The organism is Mesorhizobium sp. M0761 (assembly GCF_040320205.1).
In the GTDB taxonomy this organism is placed as follows: Bacteria; Pseudomonadota; Alphaproteobacteria; order Rhizobiales; family Rhizobiaceae; genus Mesorhizobium.
In genome coordinates this window covers 41,108-63,717 of the sequence record NZ_JAMYPF010000026.1, presented here as the reverse complement: position 1 = coordinate 63,717, position 22,610 = coordinate 41,108, and the positions used below count along the sequence as shown (strand labels likewise).

Annotated in this window: 21 protein-coding genes and 1 pseudogene; 10 read left to right on the top strand and 12 right to left on the bottom strand. The window is 61.0% G+C overall.

Translation table 11 applies throughout. The features are described 5' to 3' along the window. Nucleotides 1-52 precede the first annotated feature (52 nt). From NKI32_RS28950 to NKI32_RS31645, 3 genes and pseudogenes are all read left to right on the top strand, one after another. A complete protein-coding gene (locus NKI32_RS28950) occupies nt 53-739 on the top strand; it encodes a response regulator (protein WP_353004775.1) in 687 nt (228 codons plus the stop codon). 177 nt (nt 740-916) lie between these two features. Next, nucleotides 917-1,558: pseudogene (locus NKI32_RS28945) on the top strand (IS6 family transposase); the annotation flags it as partial. A gap of 210 nt (nt 1,559-1,768) precedes the next feature. Further along, nucleotides 1,769-2,041, top strand: a complete 273-nt coding sequence (locus NKI32_RS31645) for a hypothetical protein (RefSeq protein WP_502898011.1) — start codon at nt 1,769-1,771, stop codon at nt 2,039-2,041. Nucleotides 2,042-2,679: 638 nt separating this feature from the next. Here the strand turns inward: NKI32_RS31645 and groL are convergent. From groL to NKI32_RS28880, 11 genes are all read right to left on the bottom strand, one after another. Then, on the bottom strand, nt 2,680-4,344 hold the full coding sequence (groL, locus tag NKI32_RS28930) for a chaperonin GroEL (protein WP_353004770.1): 1,665 nt from the start codon (nt 4,342-4,344) through the stop codon (nt 2,680-2,682). Between the two features lie 63 nt (nt 4,345-4,407). Further along, a complete protein-coding gene (gene groES / locus NKI32_RS28925; protein WP_019863563.1) occupies nt 4,408-4,704 on the bottom strand; it encodes a co-chaperone GroES in 297 nt (98 codons plus the stop codon). Between the two features lie 430 nt (nt 4,705-5,134). Continuing rightward, nucleotides 5,135-6,118, bottom strand: a complete 984-nt coding sequence (gene bioZ, locus NKI32_RS28920) for a 3-oxopimeloyl-[acyl-carrier-protein] synthase BioZ (protein WP_352813346.1) — start codon at nt 6,116-6,118, stop codon at nt 5,135-5,137. Continuing rightward, on the bottom strand, nt 6,115-7,380 hold the full coding sequence (locus tag NKI32_RS28915) for an adenosylmethionine--8-amino-7-oxononanoate transaminase (protein ID WP_353004768.1): 1,266 nt from the start codon (nt 7,378-7,380) through the stop codon (nt 6,115-6,117). Before NKI32_RS28915 ends, bioZ begins: the two co-directional genes overlap by 4 nt. Continuing rightward, the gene (gene bioD / locus NKI32_RS28910) at nt 7,380-8,015 is read right to left on the bottom strand and encodes a dethiobiotin synthase (RefSeq protein ID WP_023822512.1); all 636 of its coding nucleotides are present in this window, start codon (nt 8,013-8,015) and stop codon (nt 7,380-7,382) included. Before bioD ends, NKI32_RS28915 begins: the two co-directional genes overlap by 1 nt. Beyond that, nucleotides 8,012-9,163: an 8-amino-7-oxononanoate synthase gene (locus NKI32_RS28905; RefSeq protein WP_353004765.1), complete on the bottom strand. Its 1,152-nt coding sequence runs from the start codon at nt 9,161-9,163 to the stop codon at nt 8,012-8,014. Before NKI32_RS28905 ends, bioD begins: the two co-directional genes overlap by 4 nt. Beyond that, nucleotides 9,160-10,167, bottom strand: coding sequence for a biotin synthase BioB (gene bioB / locus NKI32_RS28900; protein ID WP_502898010.1), 1,008 nt, complete (start codon nt 10,165-10,167; stop codon nt 9,160-9,162). The genes NKI32_RS28905 and bioB overlap by 4 nt, the downstream gene beginning before the upstream one ends. 99 nt (nt 10,168-10,266) lie before the next feature. Further along, nucleotides 10,267-11,121 (bottom strand): carboxylating nicotinate-nucleotide diphosphorylase, encoded by an 855-nt coding sequence (nadC, locus tag NKI32_RS28895; protein WP_352813341.1) that lies wholly within the window; start codon nt 11,119-11,121, stop codon nt 10,267-10,269. Continuing rightward, nucleotides 11,121-12,662 carry an L-aspartate oxidase gene (locus NKI32_RS28890; RefSeq protein ID WP_353004760.1) on the bottom strand — a complete coding sequence of 514 codons (1,542 nt, stop codon included), beginning with the start codon at nt 12,660-12,662 and terminating at the stop codon, nt 11,121-11,123. Before NKI32_RS28890 ends, nadC begins: the two co-directional genes overlap by 1 nt. Further along, entirely contained in the window at nt 12,659-13,633 is a 975-nt protein-coding gene (gene nadA, locus NKI32_RS28885) for a quinolinate synthase NadA (RefSeq protein ID WP_352797856.1), read from the bottom strand. Before nadA ends, NKI32_RS28890 begins: the two co-directional genes overlap by 4 nt. Nucleotides 13,634-13,700: 67 nt before the next feature. Then, entirely contained in the window at nt 13,701-14,669 is a 969-nt protein-coding gene (locus NKI32_RS28880) for an NUDIX hydrolase (protein WP_023673634.1), read from the bottom strand. Nucleotides 14,670-14,830: 161 nt separating this feature from the next. Between NKI32_RS28880 and panB the strand changes: the two genes are divergently transcribed. From panB to NKI32_RS28845, 7 genes are all read left to right on the top strand, one after another. Beyond that, nucleotides 14,831-15,691 (top strand): 3-methyl-2-oxobutanoate hydroxymethyltransferase, encoded by an 861-nt coding sequence (gene panB / locus NKI32_RS28875; RefSeq protein ID WP_023707031.1) that lies wholly within the window; start codon nt 14,831-14,833, stop codon nt 15,689-15,691. After that, entirely contained in the window at nt 15,688-16,551 is an 864-nt protein-coding gene (panC, locus tag NKI32_RS28870; RefSeq protein ID WP_023740408.1) for a pantoate--beta-alanine ligase, read from the top strand. The genes panB and panC overlap by 4 nt, the downstream gene beginning before the upstream one ends. Before the next feature lie 93 nt (nt 16,552-16,644). After that, on the top strand, nt 16,645-17,370 hold the full coding sequence (locus NKI32_RS28865; RefSeq protein WP_023673631.1) for a LuxR family transcriptional regulator: 726 nt from the start codon (nt 16,645-16,647) through the stop codon (nt 17,368-17,370). A gap of 92 nt (nt 17,371-17,462) precedes the next feature. Next, a complete protein-coding gene (locus tag NKI32_RS28860) occupies nt 17,463-18,095 on the top strand; it encodes an acyl-homoserine-lactone synthase (RefSeq protein WP_023707030.1) in 633 nt (210 codons plus the stop codon). A 22-nt stretch (nt 18,096-18,117) separates the two neighbouring features. Then, nucleotides 18,118-18,492, top strand: coding sequence for a transcriptional regulator domain-containing protein (locus tag NKI32_RS28855; protein ID WP_352498917.1), 375 nt, complete (start codon nt 18,118-18,120; stop codon nt 18,490-18,492). A gap of 58 nt (nt 18,493-18,550) precedes the next feature. Then, nucleotides 18,551-18,961, top strand: coding sequence for a DUF2285 domain-containing protein (locus tag NKI32_RS28850; RefSeq protein ID WP_023673629.1), 411 nt, complete (start codon nt 18,551-18,553; stop codon nt 18,959-18,961). Between the two features lie 171 nt (nt 18,962-19,132). Beyond that, complete coding sequence (locus tag NKI32_RS28845; protein WP_353004757.1) at nt 19,133-20,107, top strand: hypothetical protein; 975 nt, start codon at nt 19,133-19,135, stop codon at nt 20,105-20,107. 544 nt (nt 20,108-20,651) lie between these two features. Here the strand turns inward: NKI32_RS28845 and NKI32_RS28840 are convergent. Beyond that, nucleotides 20,652-21,407, bottom strand: coding sequence for a Crp/Fnr family transcriptional regulator (locus NKI32_RS28840; RefSeq protein WP_352797852.1), 756 nt, complete (start codon nt 21,405-21,407; stop codon nt 20,652-20,654). Between the last annotated feature and the right edge of the window lie 1,203 nt (nt 21,408-22,610).

Sequence of the window (22,610 nt, the reverse complement as noted above, 5' to 3'; positions counted from 1 at the left end):
CGCCCCGGTCTTACAGCGGACGGTGACTTGTCCGACCTTGATAGGACGTGAAATGCGAACGCTGCTCATTGATCATCATGTGGATCTTACGCGCGCTGTGCGAGTTGCGCTCGGGGATAGCGGTTTTGCCGTTGATGTAGTTGGCAACCTGGAACAGGCGTCGAGGGCATTTTGTTGCGCAACCTATGAAATTCTCCTGCTGGAGTTGGCTCTGCCAGATGGCGATGGCTTGGGCTGGCTGAGACAGCTAAGGAGCAACGGGCATTCAGTTCCAACCCTCATTATGAGTAGCATCAACGATCTCGAGAAGCGGATTGCAATTTTCAACGGTGGCGCGGACGACTTTCTGCTCAAGCCCGTCTCTTTCGATGAGCTCATCGCCAGAATGAGAGCCATTCTGCGCCGGTCGACACAGGTGACCGACCCCATCGTTGTATTTGGCAATCTCAATTTCGATCCGATCGGCCGACAGGTTTCCGTCTCGGGTCATCCTCTGAAGATCGCACGCCGCGAACTATGTATTTTAGAGCATCTGCTTATCCGTGCAGGCCGGATCGTGCCTCGTGCGCAGTTGGAAGATCACCTCTATTCGTTCAACGACGAGGTATCTGCCAACGCGCTTGAAGTCGGAATCTATCGCTTACGTGGACACCTGAGTAGGTCAGGTGCAACGCCACGTATCACGACCGTGCGCGGCATTGGTTACATTCTTGAATTGACTGAGGCGGCATCCGCATAGTTGGTCCAAATTGAAAGAACAGACTGCCTGCCCGTCGTCAGGTCGAGCTTGTGGCCATAATGGACATCGCGGCCGCCCTTGACGATGGTGTCGGCATGCGGTTCGAACGGCTCTGTCGCAAACCTTTTTGTAAGCGAGCATGGCAAGAAAAACGCCTCAGCTGTGTAGGAGCACGTCATGTTAAAGGGCCGCCATTTGGACCAGTCGGTGATCCTGCTGTGCGTGCGCTGGTACCTGGCCTACACTCTGAGCCTGCGCGATCTGGAAGAGATGATGGCCGAACGCGTTGAAGGTCGACCACTCCAGGCATCGCTGGGTCGCCCACTTCTCGCCGAGCTGCTGGAGCGCTTCAACCGGCGCAAGCGTGTGGTCGGCAGCAAGTGGCATATGGACGAGACGTACATCAAGGTCCGCGGCCATGGATGTATCTCTACCGCGCTATCGACATCCTCGGCGACACGGTCGAGTTCTTCTTTAGCGAAACCGTGACCTGGTGGCGGCCCAACGCTTCCTCCGCAAGGCGCTGACGCGCCATGGCCGGCCGGAGCGCATCGTCATCGAGGCAGCCAGACCAATTACGAAGCAATCCTTTCCTGCGACGCTGAAAGCCGGCTGCGGCAGCGATCGCGGCGACCGCTGAAGCCGATCCGCATCCGCAATAGCCGGCATCTCAACAATCGGATCGAACAGGATCACCGGCGTATCAAGCGCCGCATTCGATCAATGCTCGGCTTCAAGTCGCATGCGAACGACGTGGTTATCATCTCCGGCATCGAGATGATCCACATGATGGGCAAGCGACAGGCGAGGTATGCCTACAAGTCTGTCGATCGCTGTTTCGATATCCGGCTGCCTAACGGACAGGCCGAAATGGCCGTTCACAACCCCATTTCCAGGTTTGCGACAGAGCCTTTTGTCGGCGTTGCCGGCTTCGAAGGGCCGGTGCGCGCCGAGCGCATCAAGATCACCCCCGGCCACCTTGCTGCGGCCACTCGCCGAGTACGAAGCGGTGGCCGGAGGGAGCTGGTGATGACGACCCTAGATCATGACCTGCTGATCGCAATCCTGGATCGGCTGAAGTTGACGGCGATCCGCGACCTGCTCGACACGCTCAGCAAGATCGCGCAGTTCACGTTTGTCCGCGAACTCGACGGCTCCGGCTTCGACGCGCAGCCATCGGTCTGCTTCAGCCGTATTCATAGGTATGCGACAGGCTGCTATGTCCGCCACCCACGCCTGCTCCGAGGCCCTCCAGGGCAATGGTCTGAGACCTGGGCTCAAGCCCTTCGGCGAGGAGGATGAGACGCCGCTGGAGCCCCGTTGCAAGGCTGCCACAGATGGCCTGAACCTGAATCCGCCTTTCTTGAGACGTTGCGACTATCATCGCGGCGACACGCAGCTCTTGATTTGTGTACCGAAATCCTCAGCAGATCCATCGGGCTGAGCCGCTCAGCAATATCAACGAGAATGTCCAGCGGCAGATCAAGGATACTCAGAGGAGGAAACGCTTGATCTTGAGGCTCAGAGCGCGTCTGCTCCACTATAGAACAGGATGATTCACCGGGTTCTACAACGCCAGCTGCCGTTCCGATGAGAGAATTGTCCCTGATATCACGCTCGATGGAGTTAAATGCCGAGATGGGCGCCTTGCCACGCTCCTCAATGCCCCTCATGATTCACCGCCTATAGCTACCAACTGAATGAATCATCGTGATTGTCGCGCAGCGGAATCCTCAAGGATCGGGCAGTTCGTAGGGGGCGCCGGTTTGACCAGGTTGAGCCCGCGAATTGCTCGATCGGACAAGATCCTAATTCTCGACCATGCGGTGAGGCTTGAACGAGATCCTCGGGACGCACTGCAAGGTGTCGATCATGTTCGGCACACAAGGAAAGGGCGGCATTGCTGCCGCCCTGTCCGCTGTAAGTTGATAGGGGCTGGATTAAAAATCCATACCGCCCATCCCGCCCATGCCGCCCATACCGCCGCCGCCCATGCCGCCAGGCATGCCGCCGCCAGCCGACTCCTTCTTCGGAGCCTCCGCGATCATGGCTTCGGTGGTGACGAGCAGGCCGGCGACTGAGGCCGCGTCCTGGAGAGCTGTGCGCACGACCTTGACCGGGTCGACGATGCCCATGGCGATCATGTCGCCATACTCGCCGGTCTGGGCGTTGTAGCCGTAGGTCGCGCCCTTGTTGTCGAGGATCTTGCCGGCAACGATCGAAGCTTCAGCACCTGCGTTCGAAGCGATCTGACGGGCCGGAGCCTGCAGTGCACGACGAACGATGTTGATGCCGGCAGCCTGGTCGGCATTGACGCCGGTGACCTTGATGTTGGCCGAAGCGCGCAGCAGTGCGACGCCGCCGCCTGCAACGATGCCTTCTTCCACGGCCGCGCGGGTCGCGTTGAGGGCGTCGTCGACGCGGTCCTTCTTTTCCTTGACTTCGACTTCCGTCGCGCCGCCGACGCGGATCACCGCGACGCCGCCCGCGAGCTTGGCGAGACGTTCCTGCAGCTTCTCCTTGTCGTAGTCCGACGTGGTCTCTTCGATCTGCTGCTTGATCTGGGCAACGCGGCCCTGGATCTCGTCCTTCTTGCCGGCGCCGTCGACAATGGTGGTGTTCTCCTTGGAGATCGACACCTTCTTGGCGCGGCCGAGCATGTTGAGGCCGACATTCTCGAGCTTGATGCCGAGGTCTTCCGAAATGACCTGGCCACCGGTGAGGATGGCGATGTCTTCCAGCATGGCCTTTCGGCGATCACCGAAGCCCGGCGCCTTGACGGCGGCGATCTTCAGGCCACCGCGCAGCTTGTTGACGACCAGCGTGGCCAGAGCCTCGCCTTCGACGTCTTCCGAGATGATGAGCAGCGGCTTGGAGGTCTGCACGACGGCTTCGAGAACCGGCAGCATGGCCTGGAGGTTGGAGAGCTTCTTCTCGTGCAGGAGGATGTAGACGTCCTCGAGCTCGGCAACCATCTTGTCGGCGTTGGTGACGAAGTAGGGCGAGAGATAGCCGCGGTCGAACTGCATGCCTTCGACGACTTCCAGCTCGGTCTCGGCGGTCTTGGCTTCCTCAACCGTGATGACGCCTTCGTTGCCGACCTTCTGCATCGCTTCGGCGATCATCTTGCCGACCGACTCGTCGCCATTGCCGGCGATCGTGCCGACCTGGGCAACTTCCTCGGAGGTCTTGATCTTCTTGGCAGCGTTGCCGAGAGCCGCGACGACTTCGATCACGGCCAGATCGATGCCGCGCTTCAGGTCCATCGGGTTCATGCCGGCGGCAACCGCCTTGTTACCTTCCTGGACGATCGACTGCGCCAGGACGGTCGCGGTCGTGGTGCCATCACCGGCGATGTCGTTGGTCTTCGAAGCAACTTCGCGGATCATCTGCGCGCCCATGTTTTCGAACTTGTCGGAAAGTTCGATTTCCTTGGCGACGGTGACGCCGTCCTTGGTGATGCGCGGTGCGCCGAACGACTTGTCGATGACGACGTTGCGGCCCTTGGGGCCGAGGGTCACCTTCACCGCATCGGCGAGGATGTTGATGCCGTGAAGCATGCGCTCACGGGCATCGCGGGAGAATTTTACGTCTTTGGCAGCCATTTTTTAGCTCCTGGCAGGGGCTTGCGATCAAGCCCGAAATTCAGTTGACGGTGAGGCCGATAATCAGCCGATGATGCCCATAATGTCGGATTCCTTCATGATCAGAAGGTCTTCGCCATTGAGCTTGACTTCGGTGCCCGACCACTTGCCGAACAGGATGCGGTCGCCGGCCTTGACGTCCAGCGGGACCAGCTTGCCGGCTTCGTCGCGAGCGCCGGAGCCGACGGCGATGATCTCGCCTTCCTGCGGCTTTTCCTTCGCCGTATCCGGGATGATGATCCCGCCGGCGGTCTTGGATTCGGATTCGACCCGGCGTACGACCACGCGGTCATGCAGCGGCCGGAAATTCGACTTTGCCATTTTTGGATTTCCTTGGTGCGGATGTTGAACGGTGCTCCGTTGCCGGAGCATGCCTAGCACTCAGCCGAAGCGAGTGCTAACGCGGCAATGAGATAAGCCGCAGGCTCCTGCTAGTCAAGACGGAAGAGCAAAGAGCAAAGAGAAAAGAGAAGACAGCAAAGAGCAGCCAGCAAAGAGCGTGTAAGCATCGAGCCTTTTATGTGAACAATGTCGGGTATCCGACATATATGGGGCGGCTCACCCTTTGTAATTGAGCTTTATTCAGATGGTACGATTGGTGCAATGGGTGTTGCATTTGAACTCATCCAGAGGCTCGCACGGGTCGTGCTGCCTCAGCTTGGTCATGTCGAGCTTCAGAAGGCCATTTTGGCATTGGTTCTGTTGCTCCTATTGCCATTCATGACCAATCCTGCGCGCGTGAGCCGGCCGGCTAGATTCCAACCACGAGAGCGCCGCCGCTGAGACCCGCACCCGCCGCCGCCAGAAGGATTTTCTCTCCTGGCTGGAATGGCTTCATCTGGTTGGCGAGCGAGAGCGACAGCGGGACCGTCGCGGCCGAAGAGTTGCCGTATTCGGCAATCGTCTTGACAATTGCTTGGTCCGCAATGCCGAGGTTTCTTCCGACCGCGCCGAAAATCCGAGTATTGGCCTGATGCGGCACAAACCGGCCGACATTGTGTGGCCGCACTCCCGCAGTGGCTAGCGCGGTTGTCGAGCAATCGGTCATCATCTCGACGGCCTTTGCGAACACTTCGGGCCCGTCGGTCATCGTCATCCGGGTCTGCCCGAGGTCGAGGTCGCCATGGAACGGCGTGTTGCTTCCTCCTGCGGGAATCTGGATCAGCCCGTAGCGCGAGCCGTCCGAAGCCACCGAGGCACCGAGAATGCCCCGATCAGCATCATCGCACTGACCGATCACCAAGGCGCCGGCGGCATCGGCGAACAAGACTGAGCTCGCGCGCTCGGCTGGATTGATGCGGCGGCTGAGGATGTTGGCGGCGATGACCAGCGCTGGTTTGCCATGCAGGCGGGTGAACCCGTCCGCAAACATGAGCGCATAGATGAAGCCGGCGCAGGCGCCGGTCAGATCGACCGCGCCTGCGCGGCCAAGGCCAAGCTTGTGTGCGACCAGCGGCGCGCTTGGCGGCAGAAGATGGTCGGGCGTCGAGGTGGCAAGCAACAGCAGACCGATGTCGTGGCGCGCAATACCGGCGTTCACCAGCGCCATGTCGCCAGCCCGGGTGGCAAGACCCGACAGCGTGTCTTCGTCCGTTGCCCAGAAGCGCGAACGGATTCCGGTACGCCTTTCGATCCAGCCCGGCTCGAGGCCGAGATTGCTCTCGATCTCGGCATTGGCCACCTTGCGCCCAGGCACGTGATGGCCAAGTCCGAGAATGCGCGACGACTTGCTCACGGCCTGGACCCGAAGCGTTCCCCGGCCTCCTCGATGGCGTCATAGAGTCGTTCGAGCTCGTCGCCTGCGATGCAATAGGGTGGCAGAAGGTAGAGGACATTGCCGAGCGGGCGCACAAGCAGGCCGCGCTCGAGGAAGAAAGCGCGCAGCTTCGGACCAATCTCGGCGAGATAACCTGCGGAACCGGTTCGCAGGTCGAGCGCCGCGATCGTTCCCGTGGCTCGACAATCGGCAAAATATGGATTGTCCCGAAAGCGTTGCAGCCCGACGGCCTGCATCACGCTCAAGGCCGTGATCCGCCCGGCCACTGGCTCGTCGCGCCAGATCTCGACATTGGCGAGTGCTGCCGCACAGGCAATCGGATTGGCGGTGTAGGAGCTCGAATGGAAAAACGTCTTCTTCCGGTCCTCGGAATAGTGCGCCCGGAAGATGGCATCGGTGACAAGCGTTACGGCCAGCGGGATGGTGCCGCCGGTCAAGCCTTTGGAGGTGCACAGGATATCTGGAGAAATCGATGCCTGCTCGCAGGCGAACAGGGTTCCGGTGCGTCCCCAGCCGGTCATCACCTCGTCGGCGATCAGCAGCGAGCCGGAGGCCTCAGTGATCTTCTTCAATTCGGCCAGAACCGATGCTGGATACATCAGCATGCCGCCGGCGCCCAGCACCAGCGGCTCGACGATCAAGGCTGCGGCTCGTCGATCGCGGGTCACAGCCTCGAAACGATCCAGCGTCTCCTGCTCGTGCCCCGCGGCCGGAAAGGGGATGATGTCGACCTCGAACAGCAAGGGTTCATAGGCGGCGTTGAACACGCCACGCGCACCGACGCTCATCGTGCCGATCGTGTCACCATGATAGCTGTGCTCCATGACGACGATGCGCGAGCGCGGCGCGCCGATGTTGCGGAAATAACCGAGCGCCATCTTCAGCGCGACTTCGACTGAGGTCGAGCCACTGTCGGAATAGAACACCCAGTCGAGTCCAGCGGGAGCGAGGCCGACAAGCGCCTTGGCCAAGCGCTCTGCCGGCTCGTGCGTGAAGCCCGCAAAGATAATCTGGTCGAGGCTCGACGCGGTTGTCTCGATTGCCTTCATGATGCGGGGATGGCGGTGGCCATGTGTGACGACCCACCAGGAGGAGATGGCGTCCAGGATGCGGGCGCCGTCGGCCCTGTGGAGATAGGCGCCCTCAGTCAGGACGATTTCTGGGATCGCAGGCTCGAGCGCGTGCTGGGTGAAGGGATGCCACACATGAGACTGCGACATCAGTCACCTCCAGCAATCGAGGCGAAGGCGAAGCCGGCAACCATTGCGTCCCTCAGTGTTTTGCCCGTCAGCACATCGAGGTGCGGCAGCCTGCCGAGCTGCGGCGCACCGCTGAATTCCACGATGGTCCGTTGCGTATCGGCCATCTCATCGCCGATGAAAGCGATGCCCGCCAACGGGATGGAGCGGGCGCGGAGCGCCTCGACCGATAGCAAGGTGTGGTTGATGGTGCCGAGTGTGGTGCGGGCGCACAGAATAACGGGCAGCCGCCATTCAGCGAAGATGTCGATTAACCTTGTGCGCCGGTTGAGCGGCACCATTAGGCCGCCGGAGCCTTCGATGACGAGCGGCGTCGGTAGGACGGGAAAAGCAAGATCGGCAGCCTTGATCGCCACGCCGTCGATCTCGGCCGAACGATGCGGCGACAGCGGGCTCCGCAAGCGGTAGGCTTCCGGCAGCACGCGCTCTGAGGGCAAGCCGGCAAGCCGCGCGACAACCTCGCTGTCGGTCTCGCCGTCGAGGCCCGATTGCACCGGTTTCCAGTAAAAGCCGTCCAGCAAACCGGCGAGCCCAGCCGCAAACACGGTCTTGCCAACTCCGGTATCCGTTCCGGTGATGACGATGCGTTGGGTCATATCGCCTCCGGTGATGTTTGGGCCAACACCTCGACCAGCGCCTCGACCATGGCGGAAATGTCGGCTTCGCCAATATTGAGCGTCAGTGAGATGCGCAGCCGCGACGTGCCCTCGGGCACGGTCGGAGGACGAACGCCGCGTATGTCGAAGCCGCGGGCCTGTAGGCGCGCCGCCACTGCCATGGTGCGCCTGACATCGCCGATTACTAAGGGCTGGATCTGAGAGCCACTTGGTGTCACACCCCAGCGATTGACCAACCGGCCGGCGCTGGCGACGCGTTCATGCAGCTGAACACGCCGCATAGGCTCGTCGGCGAGCATTGCGAGTGCCTCGCGCGCCACGACCGCCATCAGTGGCGATGGCGCGGTCGCGTAGATGAATGGCCGGCAACGGTTGATCAGATATTCGCACAGTGCCCTCGGCCCGGTCACGAGCCCACCAGATGCGCCGAGCGCCTTGCCGCAGGTGTGGAGCGCGACGATGTTGTCGCGGCCCTCGAAAGCGGCGGCAAGCCCCCGGCCGTCCGGTCCCCAGACGCCGGTGGCATGCGCCTCATCAATGACGATGAATGCGCCGTGCCGATCGGCAAGCGCGACCAGGCTCTCCAAAGGCGCGCAGTCGCCATCCATGCTGTAAAGGCTTTCCACCACGATCCAGACGCATCCCATGCCGCCTGCGACGCGCCAACGTGTAATCGCATCCTCGACAGCGGTGGCGTCGTTGTGCGCGGCCAGCACGAACTGCGCGCGCCCGGCCTGCGCACCCTCATGCATGCTGGCATGGGCGAGCTCATCGAGGACCAAAAGATCGCCCTTCTGCGGCAGGGCGCTCAGCAGAGCGAAGTTGGCGATGTAGCCGCTGCCGAAGAACAGCGCGCGGTCGGCTCCAAAGAATGCCGCCGCGTCTGCCTCGAGCTGCTCGTGTTCCGGTGCATTGCCGCGCAACAGCCGCGACCCGGTGGCGCCAACCGGCGTGCCCCGCGCAATCGCCGCCACAACCGCATCGCCAAGTCTTCTGGACGCGGCCAGCCCGAGATAGTCGTTCGACGAGAAGTCCAGCCCGGCGCGGGGCGAAAGCCTCCGCAGCCGGTCCTTGCGCGCTAGCCCCTGCAAGGTCGCATCATAACGGGTAAGCGGCGCCCCGTTCATTGCGCCTCGAGTTCCATCGGATCGATGCCAAGGCGCCGGAACAGCAGGGTATCCTTGTCATCACCGGGATTGGCCGCCGTCAGCAGCGTGTCGCCGACGAAGATCGAGTTGGCGCCGGCAAAAAAGCACAGCGCCTGCATCTCGTCGGTCATCGCGGTGCGGCCGGCGGACAGACGGACATGCGATTTCGGCATCATGATGCGCGCCAGCGCGATCACGCGCACGAATTCGATCGGCTCAATGGGCTTGGCGTCTGCAAGCGGCGTACCGGCGATCGGGATCAGCATGTTGATCGGAACGCTTTGCGGATGTTCCGGCAGATTGGCCAGAGTCACCAGCATGTCGATCCGGTCCACCGGCTCCTCGCCCATGCCGACAATGCCTCCACAGCAGACCTTGATGCCGGATTTGCGAACGTGCTCGAGCGTCTCGAGCCGCTCGGCAAAGCTCCGCGTACCGATGATCTCGCTATAGTAGCGTTCTGACGTATCGATGTTGTGGTTGTAGTAGTCGAGACCCGCCTGCTTCAGTCGAGCGGCTTGCTCAAGATCGAGCATGCCGAGTGTCATGCAGGTCTCCAGGCCCAGCGCTTTGACGCCTTCGACCATCGCCACCACCGCATCCATGTCGCGCGCCTTGGGGTTTCGCCAGGCCGCGCCCATGCAATAACGGGTGGCGCCGGCATCACGCGCCTTGGTCGCTTCGGCAATGACGCGCCTGACATCCATCAGCTTGGACGCCTCCAACCCGGTTTCGTGACGCGCCGACTGGCTGCAATAGCCACAATCCTCCGGGCATCCTCCGGTCTTGATGCTGAGCAGCCGGCTGAGCTGGACCTTGTTTGGATCGAAATTCTGGCGGTGCACCGTCTGCGCCAGGAAGAGGAGATTGTTGAAGGGGGCATGGTAAAGTGCCTGAGCCTTCTCCAAGGTCCACGCTCCAGGGTCAGGGGGGGCAGGGGATTGAGCCTGTGGCGATGTCTGCGTTGAACTTGCCGTTTGCATCTCCATGCTGTTCCTTCGGTCTGTCTTGCGGGTCTTTGCTATCAGACTATGATGATCAAGAAAGGACAGTTGACCCGATCCTGTTCGTTACTCAGACAATCATGAGCCCCGATGGTCGAGGCCGATATCCAGGATCGGCGCGCTGTGGATGAGTCGGCCGACCGAAATCAGATCAACGCCGGTCGCGGCAACCGCTCGCGCTGTATGCGACGTGATCCCGCCAGAAGCCTCGGTGATAGCGCGGCCACCGACCATTGCGACGGCGCGGCGAAGATCGGGGAGGGACATGTTGTCGAGCAGAACCGCATCGGGAGCGAAGCCAAGTACCTCCTCCAACTGGGCCAGAGTATCGACCTCGACTTCGATCTTGACGAGATGACCGGCCGCTCTTCGTGCTCGCTCGAGCGCTGGCCGGACGCCGCCTGCGATGGCGATGTGGTTGTCCTTGATCAAAATTGCATCGTCCAGGCCGAAGCGGTGATTGGACCCGCCACCTGCGCGCACGGCATACTTTTCGACTGCCCGCAATCCGGGCGTCGTCTTGCGGGTGCAGACGATCTTCGCGCCATATCCACGAACCGCAGCGACGATCGATGCCGTTGCTGTGGCGATGCCGCTCAGATGGCACAAAAAATTGAGTGCCGTCCTTTCGGCTGTGAGAATGGCCCGGGCCGGGCCAACCACTGATGCAATGACCTCTCCATCCACGACATTGCAGCCGTCTGCCCGCTCCACGGAGATTTCGACACCAGGATCAATCAAGCCGAAAGCGAGCATCGCCAGATCGATGCCGGCGACAACTCCGGACTGTCGCGCCACCAACACGGTTCCCGCTTGGCAATCCTTCGGGACGATGGCGTCCGTGGTCAAGTCGCCGGCTCTGCCAAGGTCTTCAAGAAGAGATGCCCGTACAAGCGGCTCAAGCAGGACCGTGGGGAGCGGTGAGAGCATCATCACTTTGCACCTTCGGAGCTTGGCGAGTGTCCGAGTTCCCGCGCAGCCGCCAAGGCGGCTTCGAGCGTGATTTCGGACCGTCGGGCGGCAGTCGCATGATGAGGAAAATCTGTCCGGTAATGAGCGCCGCGGCTTTCTTCGCGCAACAAGGCGGCAACAGCAATCATTAGCCCGACAGCCGCCGGATCCGAGACCGCATCCTTGCTTTCGGCGAGCGGCAATAAGGCACGCGCGGCTGCTTTCAACGCTTGACCATCCCGGACGATGCCGAGTGCGCGCGACAGAAAAACGCGCACGGCTATCGGAGCGGGCGGTGGGTAAACGTTCACAAACGCAGGCCTTGTTCTGCGCGCAGGCGTTCCGGCGACGCTTTCAGCGACCCAGCGGGCGCACACGATTGCCTCCGTCAAGGAATTGCTGGCGAGCCTGTTGGCGCCATGCAGTCCTGTCGAAGCGACTTCGCCGCAGGCCCACAGCCCCTTGACGGAGGTCCTGCCCGAGCTGTCCACGGCAACGCCACCCATGTGGTAGTGTTGGGCCGGACGAATGGGGATGAGATCGCGCGCGGGATTGATGCCCGCTCCAAGGCAGGCTGATGCGATTGTCGGGAAATGTCGAGCGAATGCCGGGCCTGGCCGTTGTCGGGCATCGAGAAAAACATGGTGGCCGTCCGCAAGATGGTTCCACACGGCGCGGGCCAAGACATCGCGAGGCGCAAGTTCCGCCCCGGGCACGCTCTCGAGAAAAGCCTGGCCGGTTTCATCGATCAGGGCAGCACCTTCGCCTCGCACAGCCTCGCTGACCAGCGCCATAGGGCGTTCTGGGCCGTCAAGCGCGGTCGGGTGGAACTGAATGAATTCGAGGTCGGCTAGGACAGCTCCAGCGCGGGCCGCAAGCGCAAGGCCTTGTCCGCAACTGCCCCAAGGGTTCGTGGTGTCGAGAAACAGTCCCCCGATGCCACCGGTGGCGAGGACGACCCGCCGTGAGCCGAAGAAGAAAGGTGCGATCGAACAGCTCGCCCAGACGCCTCGGATCGCATTCTCTCGCACGGCGAGCCGGCGCGCTTCCACGCCCTCCACGACAACTATCGACGGAGTGGAACGCACAGCCGCGATCAGCGCACGCATGATCTCACGCCCGGTGCCGTCCCCATGCGCATGAACGACGCGACGTCGGCTGTGTGCGGCCTCCAATCCGAGGCACAGTGATCCTTCCGGCGTGCGGTCAAAGCGAACCCCAAAGCCCGCAAGCCCCTCTATGGCCTTAGGCGCGGCTTGGAGGATGCGGCTCGCCACGTCTCTGTCGCAGAGACCATCCCCGGCGGCAACCGTATCGGCCAGGTGCACTGCCGGATCGTCGTCTTCGCCGAAACTTGCAGCCAGGCCCCCCTGGGCCCAGGTGCTCGAGTTGTCAGCTCCCAGCAGCGACCTTGACAGAAGAAGCACCGGCTCCGGCGACAGTTGAAGCGCGGTCATCAGTCCGGCGATGCCGCCGCCGATGATGATGGGCCGCCCGAAGAAGCTGCGGGGGTCGGCGCTCAAACTGCCAGCATCCGTTCGACCGCTAGCCGCGCGCGCCCGGCGGTCCCGGGTTCGACGGTTACGACATGGTGGTTCTGCTCGAGCGCCGTGCGGATGTTGGCAAGCGTGATCCGCTTCATATGCGGGCACAAATTGCAGGGCCGGATGAACTCGACCTCTGGGTGCGCTAACGCGACGTTGTCGCTCATTGAGCATTCCGTCATCAGCACGACACGTGGCGGCCTTTGCCTTTCGACATAGTCGGACATGGCAGCCGTCGAGCCGGAAAAATCGGCTTCAGCCACGACGTCGGGCGGGCATTCGGGATGGGCGAGCACGACCACGCCGGGATGGCTTTCGCGCAACTCGCGGATGTCGGCCGGTGAAAAGCGCTCATGCACCTCACAACGCCCTTTCCAGGCGATGATCTGCACATCTGTCTGGGCGGCGATATTCTGGGCCAGATATTCGTCCGGCAACATGATCACCCGGGGAACCCCAAGGGATTCGACGACCGCCTTGGCGTTGCCGGATGTACAGCAGATATCCGACTCGGCCTTCACTCCGGCGGACGTATTTACATAAGTGATGATCGGAACGCCGGGATAACGCTGGCGCATCAAGCGCACGTCTTCTGCCGTGATTGAGTCCGCCAACGAGCAACCGGCGCTGAGATCCGGAATGAGCACGGTCTTGCCCGGATTAAGGAGCTTGGCCGTTTCGGCCATGAAATGGACGCCGGCCAGCACGATGACTTGCGCCTCGACCGTCGCAGCCGTGCGGGCTAGTGCCAAGCTGTCGCCGACGATGTCGGCCACGCAGTGGAAGATCTCGGGCGTCTGATAGTTGTGCGCCAGGATGATCGCGTTGCGCTCGCGCTTCAGCGCAAGGATCGCCTCGATATCCTCGGCGAAAGCCGGCCATTCGCTCGGCGGGATCACTCGTCGGACGCGCTCGTAGAGCAACGCGGCCGTAGGCAGCATGGCGCCCATCGACCCCCTCCCGCTTATACTCTAACTGAAAATAACCAGCATATACTTGCTGTGAGTATAAGGGATGTCAACCCCGCGCCAGCGGCAATTTTGTCCCGGCGATGAGCCTATCGTCGAGAACGGCGTGGCGGAAACGGAAAAGCTTCGCTGGCCGGCCGCCGGTCTCAGTGGTGGCCTCTCCGGTCTCCTCGACCAGCTCCTGCTGTTCGATCAGTCGGCGAAAGTTCGGCTTGTGGATGAGCCTGCCGGCGAGCGCCTCCACGGTTCGCTGCAGCTGCAAAAGCGTGAAGACCGGCGGCATCAGCTCAAAGACGACTGGGCGGTATTTGATCTTGGAGCGCAGCCGCGCAATGCCGGTCGCCACGATGCGGCGATGATCGGCGACCATGGACTTGCTGGGCACCAGCGGCGGGGGTCCTGCGTCCCGCCCTCTTACGGCCTCTTGGACCAGGCCTGCTTCGTAGACTAACTCATAGCGTTGAAGCGTGAGTTCCTCGTTCCAAAGGCGGTCGTCGAAGCCAAAGGCTATCGTCGCCCGCTGCCAGCGTTCACGTCGCGTGGCCGAATCGCCAACCCCGTTTGCCCATTCGATCAGGCGCGGCCGCAGAACGTCCAGCACGACCGCAGGCGTGCCGGAGCGGTGGTCCTCCCATGGAAAATATTCATACCAACTCTGCCATCCGCACTTGGGCGAGCCCGCTGCCTGTTCCTTGCGCGTCAATGCGAGATAGCTGATGGAGATGACGCGCTGCTGGCGCTCGGCGCCGATGCGATCCCGATCCGCGAACGTGTAGAGTTGCTCAATGTACCCCAGCCGATGGCCGGTTTGCTGCTCGACCCACCCCCTCAAGCCGGATTGCAGCGATCGGTGCTCAAGCGCAAAGGGACCGGAGGGCAAGGTGTCCGCCTGGCCGATGGTGAGGACACAGGGTTGACTGCCGTTTACGGCGACCACAAAGGCGATCAAGTCCACTTTGACGTTGTCGGCCTTGCCGGCGGCTCTGTCTTTCCTGAGTCCTATTGCCTGATCGTCCATTATTTGGCCAACTCGGGGGCACCTTAATCGATTTAGTGTAAGCGTGCCAATTGGCACGTCAACACCCCGCAGCTGCACGGCCATTTTTTGCTCTTCGCACCTGCACAAAAATGTGCCAAAGGCGACAGCCGCAGCTGGTAACGTAGGGGAAGGAGGGTCCCATGAGCGCTTATGGTGACACCAGGGCGATCACACCGCCGGATATTCGTTCGCGCAAAGGTGGGACGCCGCTCGTCTGCCTTACCGCCTACACCACCCCAGTCGCCCGGCTTGTCGATCCCCATTGTGATGTGGTGCTCGTCGGCGACAGCGTCGGCATGGTTCTCCACGGCCTGCCCTCGACGCTCGGTGTCACGCTGGAGATGATGATCACGCACGGCCAGGCGGTGCGCCGTGGCATCAAGCAGGCGCTGATGGTGGTCGACCTGCCGTTCGGTTCCTACGAGGAAAGCCCAGAGCAGGCTTTCCGCAATGCCGCGCGCGTCATGGCCGAGACCGGCTGCACGGCCGTCAAGCTCGAAGGCGGCGAAGCGATGGCAGAGACGATCGGCTTCCTCGCCGCACGCGGCGTGCCCGTCATGGCCCATGTCGGATTGACGCCGCAGGCCATCAACACCATCGGTGGCTACCGCGTACAGGGCAGGGGCGGGGATGCCGAGCGCATCAGGCGCGACGCAATTGCGGTGGGCGAAGCGGGCGCCTTTGCGGTCGTCCTGGAGAAGGTTCCTGAGGCGCTCGCCCGCCGGATCACCAAGGAGGTGGCGACCCCGACCATTGGCATCGGTGCCTCGGCAGCCTGTGACGGCCAGATTCTCGTCGTCGACGACATGCTGGGCCTCTTCGGCGACTTCCGGCCCAAGTTCGTCAAGCGCTATGCTGAACTCCGGGAGGCGGCTGCGGCTGCGATCGCTTCCTATGCGCGCGAGGTGAAGGAGCGCCAGTTTCCCGCCGCAGAGCACGTGTTTGCCGATGCGCCCAAGCCCGCCGACACGGACGCCACCAAGAGCGGAGAAGCAGCGTGAGCGTGCCGATCGTCAGGAGCGTTGACCAGCTTCGCGAAAGCGTCGCCGCATGGCGCTGCGAAGGTGTGAGGATAGCCCTGGTGCCAACGATGGGCGTCCTGCATGAGGGCCATCTCAGCCTGGTGCGCGCTGCACTCGAGAAGGCAGACCGTGTGATAGTGACGCTCTTCGTCAACCCGAAGCAATTCAACAGCCAGGCCGATCTTGCCGCATATCCCCGCACCGAGGACGAGGATGCCGCCAAACTGGCACCGGTTGGCGCGCACCTGCTTTATGCGCCAGATGCAGAGGAGATGTATCCGGCGGGCTTCGCCACCACCGTTTCGGTTTGCGGTGTCAGCGAAGGCCTGTGCGGTACATTCCGGCCGGGGCATTTCGACGGCGTGGCGACCGTCGTCGCCAAGCTCTTCCTGCAGACCAGCGCTGACTTCGGCTTCTTTGGCGAAAAGGACTTTCAGCAAATTCACCTGGTCAGGCGCATGGCCCGGGATCTGGATATTCCAATCACCATTGTTGCCTGTCCGACAGTCCGTGAAGCCGACGGTCTTGCGCTATCATCGCGCAATGTGCGGCTCTCGCCAGCGGAACGCGCTGTTGCTCCCAAGCTATCATCGGTCCTGCTCAAGACGGCTGAGCGGCTTGAGCGCGGCTCACCCATCCTGCCAACGCTTGCAGAATCTCGCGCAGCAATTCTGGCTGCAGGCTATCGCGAGGTCGAATACCTGGAACTTCGCGATGAGGCAGATCTGCACCCGATAACAAGCCTCGATCGACCGGCACGGTTGCTTGCCGCCGCCTGGCTCGGCGGCACACGGCTCATAGACAACGTCAGACTATTTCGGATTGGTTCAACAGATTAGCCACGTTCTCGGCACGCGCCGTATTCGTCCGGGATCATCTAAAACAAGGTCTCTGCCTGGCATTGAGCGTTACGGAGGTTACGCACAGGACACATGCATCGCGTGTTTGAGAACTTCGTCGAGCAACTGTCTGCAAGTGTTGATGCTGCCGATCTCTGTGAGGCAATGGCCTCCGCTGCAGCCGGCTTCGACTTCCCGCTATTCGCCTATTTCACCTACCCGTCAGCCTCCGGCGACGCCCCCCAATTGATTTCAAACTATCCTTCATCCTGGACGTCACGTTATCTGCAACAGCGGTACCACAGTCTCGATCCGGTCATCCTGCGCGGGCTGCAAGGCTGGGATACATTCGATTGGGGTGTGGATCGCGCTCGGCACGGTCTGCCGAATTCGCAGCAACAAATTCTAGAGAGTGCGGCTGAGTTTGGCATCTGCGGCGGCCTGACGATGTCCATGCATGATCATCTCGGCCGGTTTGCTGCCCTGACCTTTGCTTCCGACGAGTCCCGTCCGCCTCTGTTGCGGTCACTGGCACGTTACGAAAAAGCATTGCAGCTGGTGGCCATCAACTTTCATATCCATGTCCGGCGAAGGCTCGCCGATCATCGCGTGGTGGATGGTGTAACGCTCACCCCGCGGGAGTTCGAGTGCCTGAAATGGGCGGCGCGCGGCAAGTCGGCTTGGGATACTAGCCAGCTTCTCGGCGTCTCAAAGCGCACCGTGACCTTTCATCTGGAAAACGCCAAGGCAAAGTTTGGCGTTCGAACGATCAACCAAGCCGTTGCACGAATGGCTGCCTCCGGCCTGACGAGATCCTGATTCTCAGCCACGATACCTGTAAACCTCTACAGGCTGCATCGCTGTCAGCTTTGCCCTTCGATGGCGGGAACACATCCCACATGGAGGCGACCATGATGCAACTGATAGCACCAGACTTTTACAGTGATTTTGCAGGCGAGCTCAAAGAGATGCACGGGCTCAGGTTTCGGGTGTTCAAGGAAAGGCTCGATTGGGAAGTTGATACCGAAGACCAGATGGAATCCGATCCGTTTGATGCTCTCAAGCCTGTCTATCTGCTCCTCAAAGGATCCGACTGGCGAATTCGCGGTTGCGTGCGTCTTTTGCCCAGCACCGGACCCACAATGTTGCGCGACACCTTCCCGGTGCTGCTGGGTGCTGACGTCGTGCCCTCGACCACCGACATATGGGAGAGCAGTCGTTTCGCGCTCGATCTTCCTCCGTCGGCGCCCAAGGCAGCGGGCGGGCTGGCCCAGGCGACCTACGAGCTCTTCGCGGGCATGATCGAGTTCGGCTTGGCCAAGGATCTGACCCGGATCGTAACGGTGACGGACACGCGCATGGAGCGGATCCTCCGCCTTGCTACGTGGCCATTGTCGCGCATCGGAGAACCCAAGTGCGTCGGCAAAACGGAGGCGGTGGCTGGGTTTCTCGAGATTTCCCACGCGAGCCTTTTGCGCATCCGCAGCAGGGGACGTCTGAGCGGACCGGTACTGTGGCAACCGGTTCTAGGCCCGTCAGCATAGCGCCATTGTGGACACCTGTGCCATGAAGGATGCTGGTTTGTCCAAGGAAGCGACGGTCGGCCTTGTATGCTGGCCGGACTGGCGTCGCCAGGACGCTTACCACTACGCCAGACGATTGCCACGCACTGGCTGGGCCTGGGAGTTTCTTCGGCGCAATCCACAATTCCAGCGCGACCACGCCAAAATGGCACCGTCCGCCTGCTTTGTCGGAACCCAGGCCGACATGAAGATAATCGAGTTGACGACAGAATCAGCTTTCCTAAGACAATGGAGCCTCCTTTTTCGCGGACGCGCCACAGTCGGACGCTACATCGGCGAGGGTCTTTTGGGATCCGCGCGATTGCGCCTGTATTCTACGAGCGGCCGCGGAGCCGCTGGGGCTCGACCACGATTTTGAACCGCTTCACCTTTCTTCGCTCTCATGCTGCAAGGACATCCTGCTGACAGCTGCGGGCATGCAGCACGTGCTGCTGAGGGAGAACTGCCGAAGTCTGCAGATCGCCGTTTCCGGTGCGTCCGTCCTCCGCCCGTTGCGGCTATATGTCGACGCGATCCTTCAGCCGCAGCACCTCAAGTTCCATGTCGCTGCCCTTCAGTTCCTGAACGACATCAATGATTGCCGCCGCGTGTCAGCTGCTTGCTTTCCGCCGGAACACCGCGGAGCGCGTCTGCGTATTGTACTGCAGGCTTTGGATGGCTCGCTGGCGGGAGCATCTCATCAGGAGGTCGCCATTGCCTTGTTCGGGAGACGCCGTGTCGAAGAAGATTGGCGTCATCCAGGCGGCCATCTTCGCGATCAGGTACGTCGCGCCATCCAACGCGGCCGCTACCTGATGGGCGGCGGCTACAGACAGTTCCTGAGGTAATTGGAGTGGTTGCGATTGTCTTATACGAACGCGCAACCTCCATTTTTCTCACTGCAATGGTGCGTTGCACAAAACGTGGCAAGCGCCTAGTTCTTCCGCGGCGAATCGGGTTTCGGCGAAACACCGGGACCCAACTTCGTCGATAAGTGCATTCATGACCTGAGGACCCCGATGACCGTTATGAACTCCGACAAAGCCGGCGCTGCAAGCCTTGAGACAATCGCGCGAAACGGCAGCATGCTGCGTCGCATAGCCGTACGCATTCCGACCTACCTGTCGGATATTCGCGAGAACCCGGCGTGGCTGCCCATGTTCATGTTGGCGCGCACCATGCCGGCACGGAGAATGCACTGGCGTGGTGCAAAGCCGGTCCGAAGGCCGCAAAGAGCCCAGGACACGATGTTTGCCGGTGTCAATTGCCACGACGTTGTCGACGCGCTGCGGATGGATGGGCTTTTTCCCGGCCTTGTCCTGCCTGCAGTGGTGGCTGAAGATGTAGCCGCATTCGCCAGGTGCACACCTTGTTTCGGCAATTTCGATCGCCGACTCGAGTTCATGCCGGCGGAGCATGCGGAGGCTGAGGCGCGATTTGGCCGTCCGTTGCTCAGCGGCCATTATTTCGAGCGCATTCTGGGCTGTAAGTCGGCCGTTGCCATCCAAAACGATCCGCTGCTCATGGATATCGCGGCGCACTATCTCGGCGGCCAGGCGACGCTGATCACAACGCGCGTCTGGTGGAGCTTCCCGACCGGCCAGGCGTCGGACGCGGACAAGAACCTGGCTTCGCTCGGCAAATACCACTTCGACCTGGACGACTGGCGGATGCTGAAGTTCTTTTTCTATCTGGTGCCCGTCGACGAGGGGACCGGCCCGCATATCTATGTTCGCGGCAGCCATGATCGCCGCGCCCTCAAGCACCAATTTACGCTTGTCGTCGGCCATCCAGCGCAAGAGATTCTGGACGTCTACGGCAAGCAGAGTCCGGTCGCGCTGACCGGCAAGGCCGGTTTCGGTTTCGTCGAGGATCCGTTCGGGTTCCATATGGGCACCGTGCCGTCGCACAGGCCACGGCTGATGATGGAAGTTGGCTTCGGCGTTTCTCCTCCATCGCGCCGCCGCTTCCATGGCGAGCCTGTGATCCGCTGATTTCGAAAAGTCCCGAAACAGCCTTCCCGTTGTGAGGGAAGATAAGGCTATGCCGCCAATCCATCTGTTCCGGGCCAAAAGCGGTTGTCTGCACATGCCCTGAACTTGGCTGGTGCAATGAGTCTCGCCATTGCTCCAGCCAGTGCATCAGTGCCTGTTTAATCGAGGTTAGATGGCAGTGCGCCCAAGAGATCCTCCTCGATATCGCCTGCCGCGCGAAGCCTCAGATGCTCTTCGAAAACCTCCTTTACGGACCGAGTCGTCTCGGGTCTCCTTTGGAGTGGCCGGAAGGTGGTGCACAGCCGTATCGTGCTTCGGGATCCTGAACGAAGGCGAGGGGCGGTTTGTTCCTCGCGCGGCGCATGCAGCGGTGCCGGCATGACAGCTTCGTCTTGGATCCGATGCTCGGCAACGTCGGCGGTGAAGACTCTGTCTAGGCGGCTTACCCGGACATGACTCCAATGCAGGAGATCGACCATCTCCTGTTCGAGCACATGCGTTGGCGATCACCGTCGCGGCGCTACGGACGCCGCGGCGCCTGCGATCAATGCAGTTTGCCGACTAGCCGAGCGTATTCGGCTTCAGCCCTGCCATATGACCCATCTGCCAGCGCAATTAGACGCGCGCGATCAAGAATGACTACCTCTCCTCGCATTGAGCGTATCAGACCTTGGCCCTCCAAGGTTTGCAGCGCTATGGTGACGCCGGGCCGCCTGACACCGAGCATAACTGACAAGAACTCGTGCGTAATCGCAAAGCTGTTCCCGTCGACGCGATCATCGCACATCACCAGCCATCTTGAGAGCCTGTCGATGATGTTCATCCGGGCATTGCTGAGCGCGGTGAAGCTTGCCTGGAGGTGAAAGTAGTGAACGTAGCGGAGCAGAAAAGTTCGCAGGGTTGGGCTTGTCAAAAGCGCCTTGGTGAAGAGGCCCGCGTCGATAACAAAGGCTCGGGCCTCTAATTGGACGTAACAATCGTGCGTTGACCGGTCATCGCCCATGATAAGCGCTGAGCCGGTCATACCCTCACAACCTATGATTCCGATCTCAGCTTCAATACCAGGCCGCAGTTCGCCCACCACTGACCCGAGACCGCTCTCGAAGAAGTACACGGTTCTGATTGGAGCCCCCGCCACTTCGAGATGCGTCTTCAATCCAAGCGAGACGCTTTCCAAATGAGGTTGCAGCAAGGCCAAATCTGCCGAGCACATTCGAAGCAGCAGCGAATTGCGATAGATCGAATTTTGGCCGGTGTCGCGTTGCGCGGCAGTGTGAGTTTGTGAACTGGAGTCTGTCATAGCTCCCTCTCCCTATTGGGGCGGAAGCATGTTGATCGCTCACAGCCGACGGACGCCCTTAGAGTTGCCGTCGATGGCACACTGTATGCCTGCCGACCGCGGATGTCCCATTTTTTAATCAATTACGTTAATCGGCCCGAGCCAAGCTTTGGCGCACCCGCTCTAACGCGGCATTCAGATGCTCCAGAAATTCGTCATCGCTTTTGGTCGCCAAGCCGACTTGTCGAGCGCGAGTTACAATGCGCTCCTGGAGTGAAACCGCTGTCTCATAGTGGTCCACGATCATCTGAAATGAAGCGCTCATTGGGGCGGATTCAAAGAGCTGTGCCATTGTGGCAATGTAGTTCCAAGATGATGAGAGTCCATGCGGCCGCCGCTTGGGTAACAATCGTACAATATACCTAAGACTGGCCGCGCTCTTTGGTTATCCTCCCAGAAATCCGGTAGCCTTGCGTGGCGCAGCTTCTCTTCGCTCTTCGACCTCCTGACCCGGCCGACCAGTCCCGGCTTCAGCCATTCCGCCTTGTCCTTCTTATGCTCCTTCGGGACCGGGACGCCGACCTCGCCCTGCACACGATCCCACAGCGTTTGCCTTTCGTCGGCCTTGACGGCTAACATCGCCCGCCCTTGTAGGACCGCTTTCAGCCATGATCACGTCGGGGGGCTGAACGAAGCGCGTGCTTGTCGACTCTGTCGGTCGTCGCCGACGCTTACGGAGGCCTCACCGCAGAGGGCGATGCGAACTCCGGCTCGACGACGGCTGTCGAAATCAGACTGCTGTGGATGCACTACCACCGATCGGTACTAGGATTCTCGACCTCGGTAATAAGCTCCTCTGTACAGCAAGCGACCTTCCTGCCTAGCAATATCAAAAGTCAAACCCCGCCGCAGATGCATATGCCTGGCAGCACGCGTCGGTCTTTGGCCACGCATCTGCCAAACCGAAATCAAGTAGCCCGCCATCGCGCGACCCTCAACGCGATCTTGATCATTGCAGTGGGGCAATAACTTATCTCTTTGGAGCTTGGTGGTGATATATAGGCGCCCAAGCCAGCGCTAATATTGCATGGAGCTAAAATGCCCGCTAAGATTTCTTGGGTGTTAGCTGGCGGGTGTTTGATGCGGTTTCATCGTCTAGGCGCGGTCGCTCTGGGTCTGGCGTCCTTCATCAGCAGCGCTCATGGCCAAGAATCCTGCGACCCT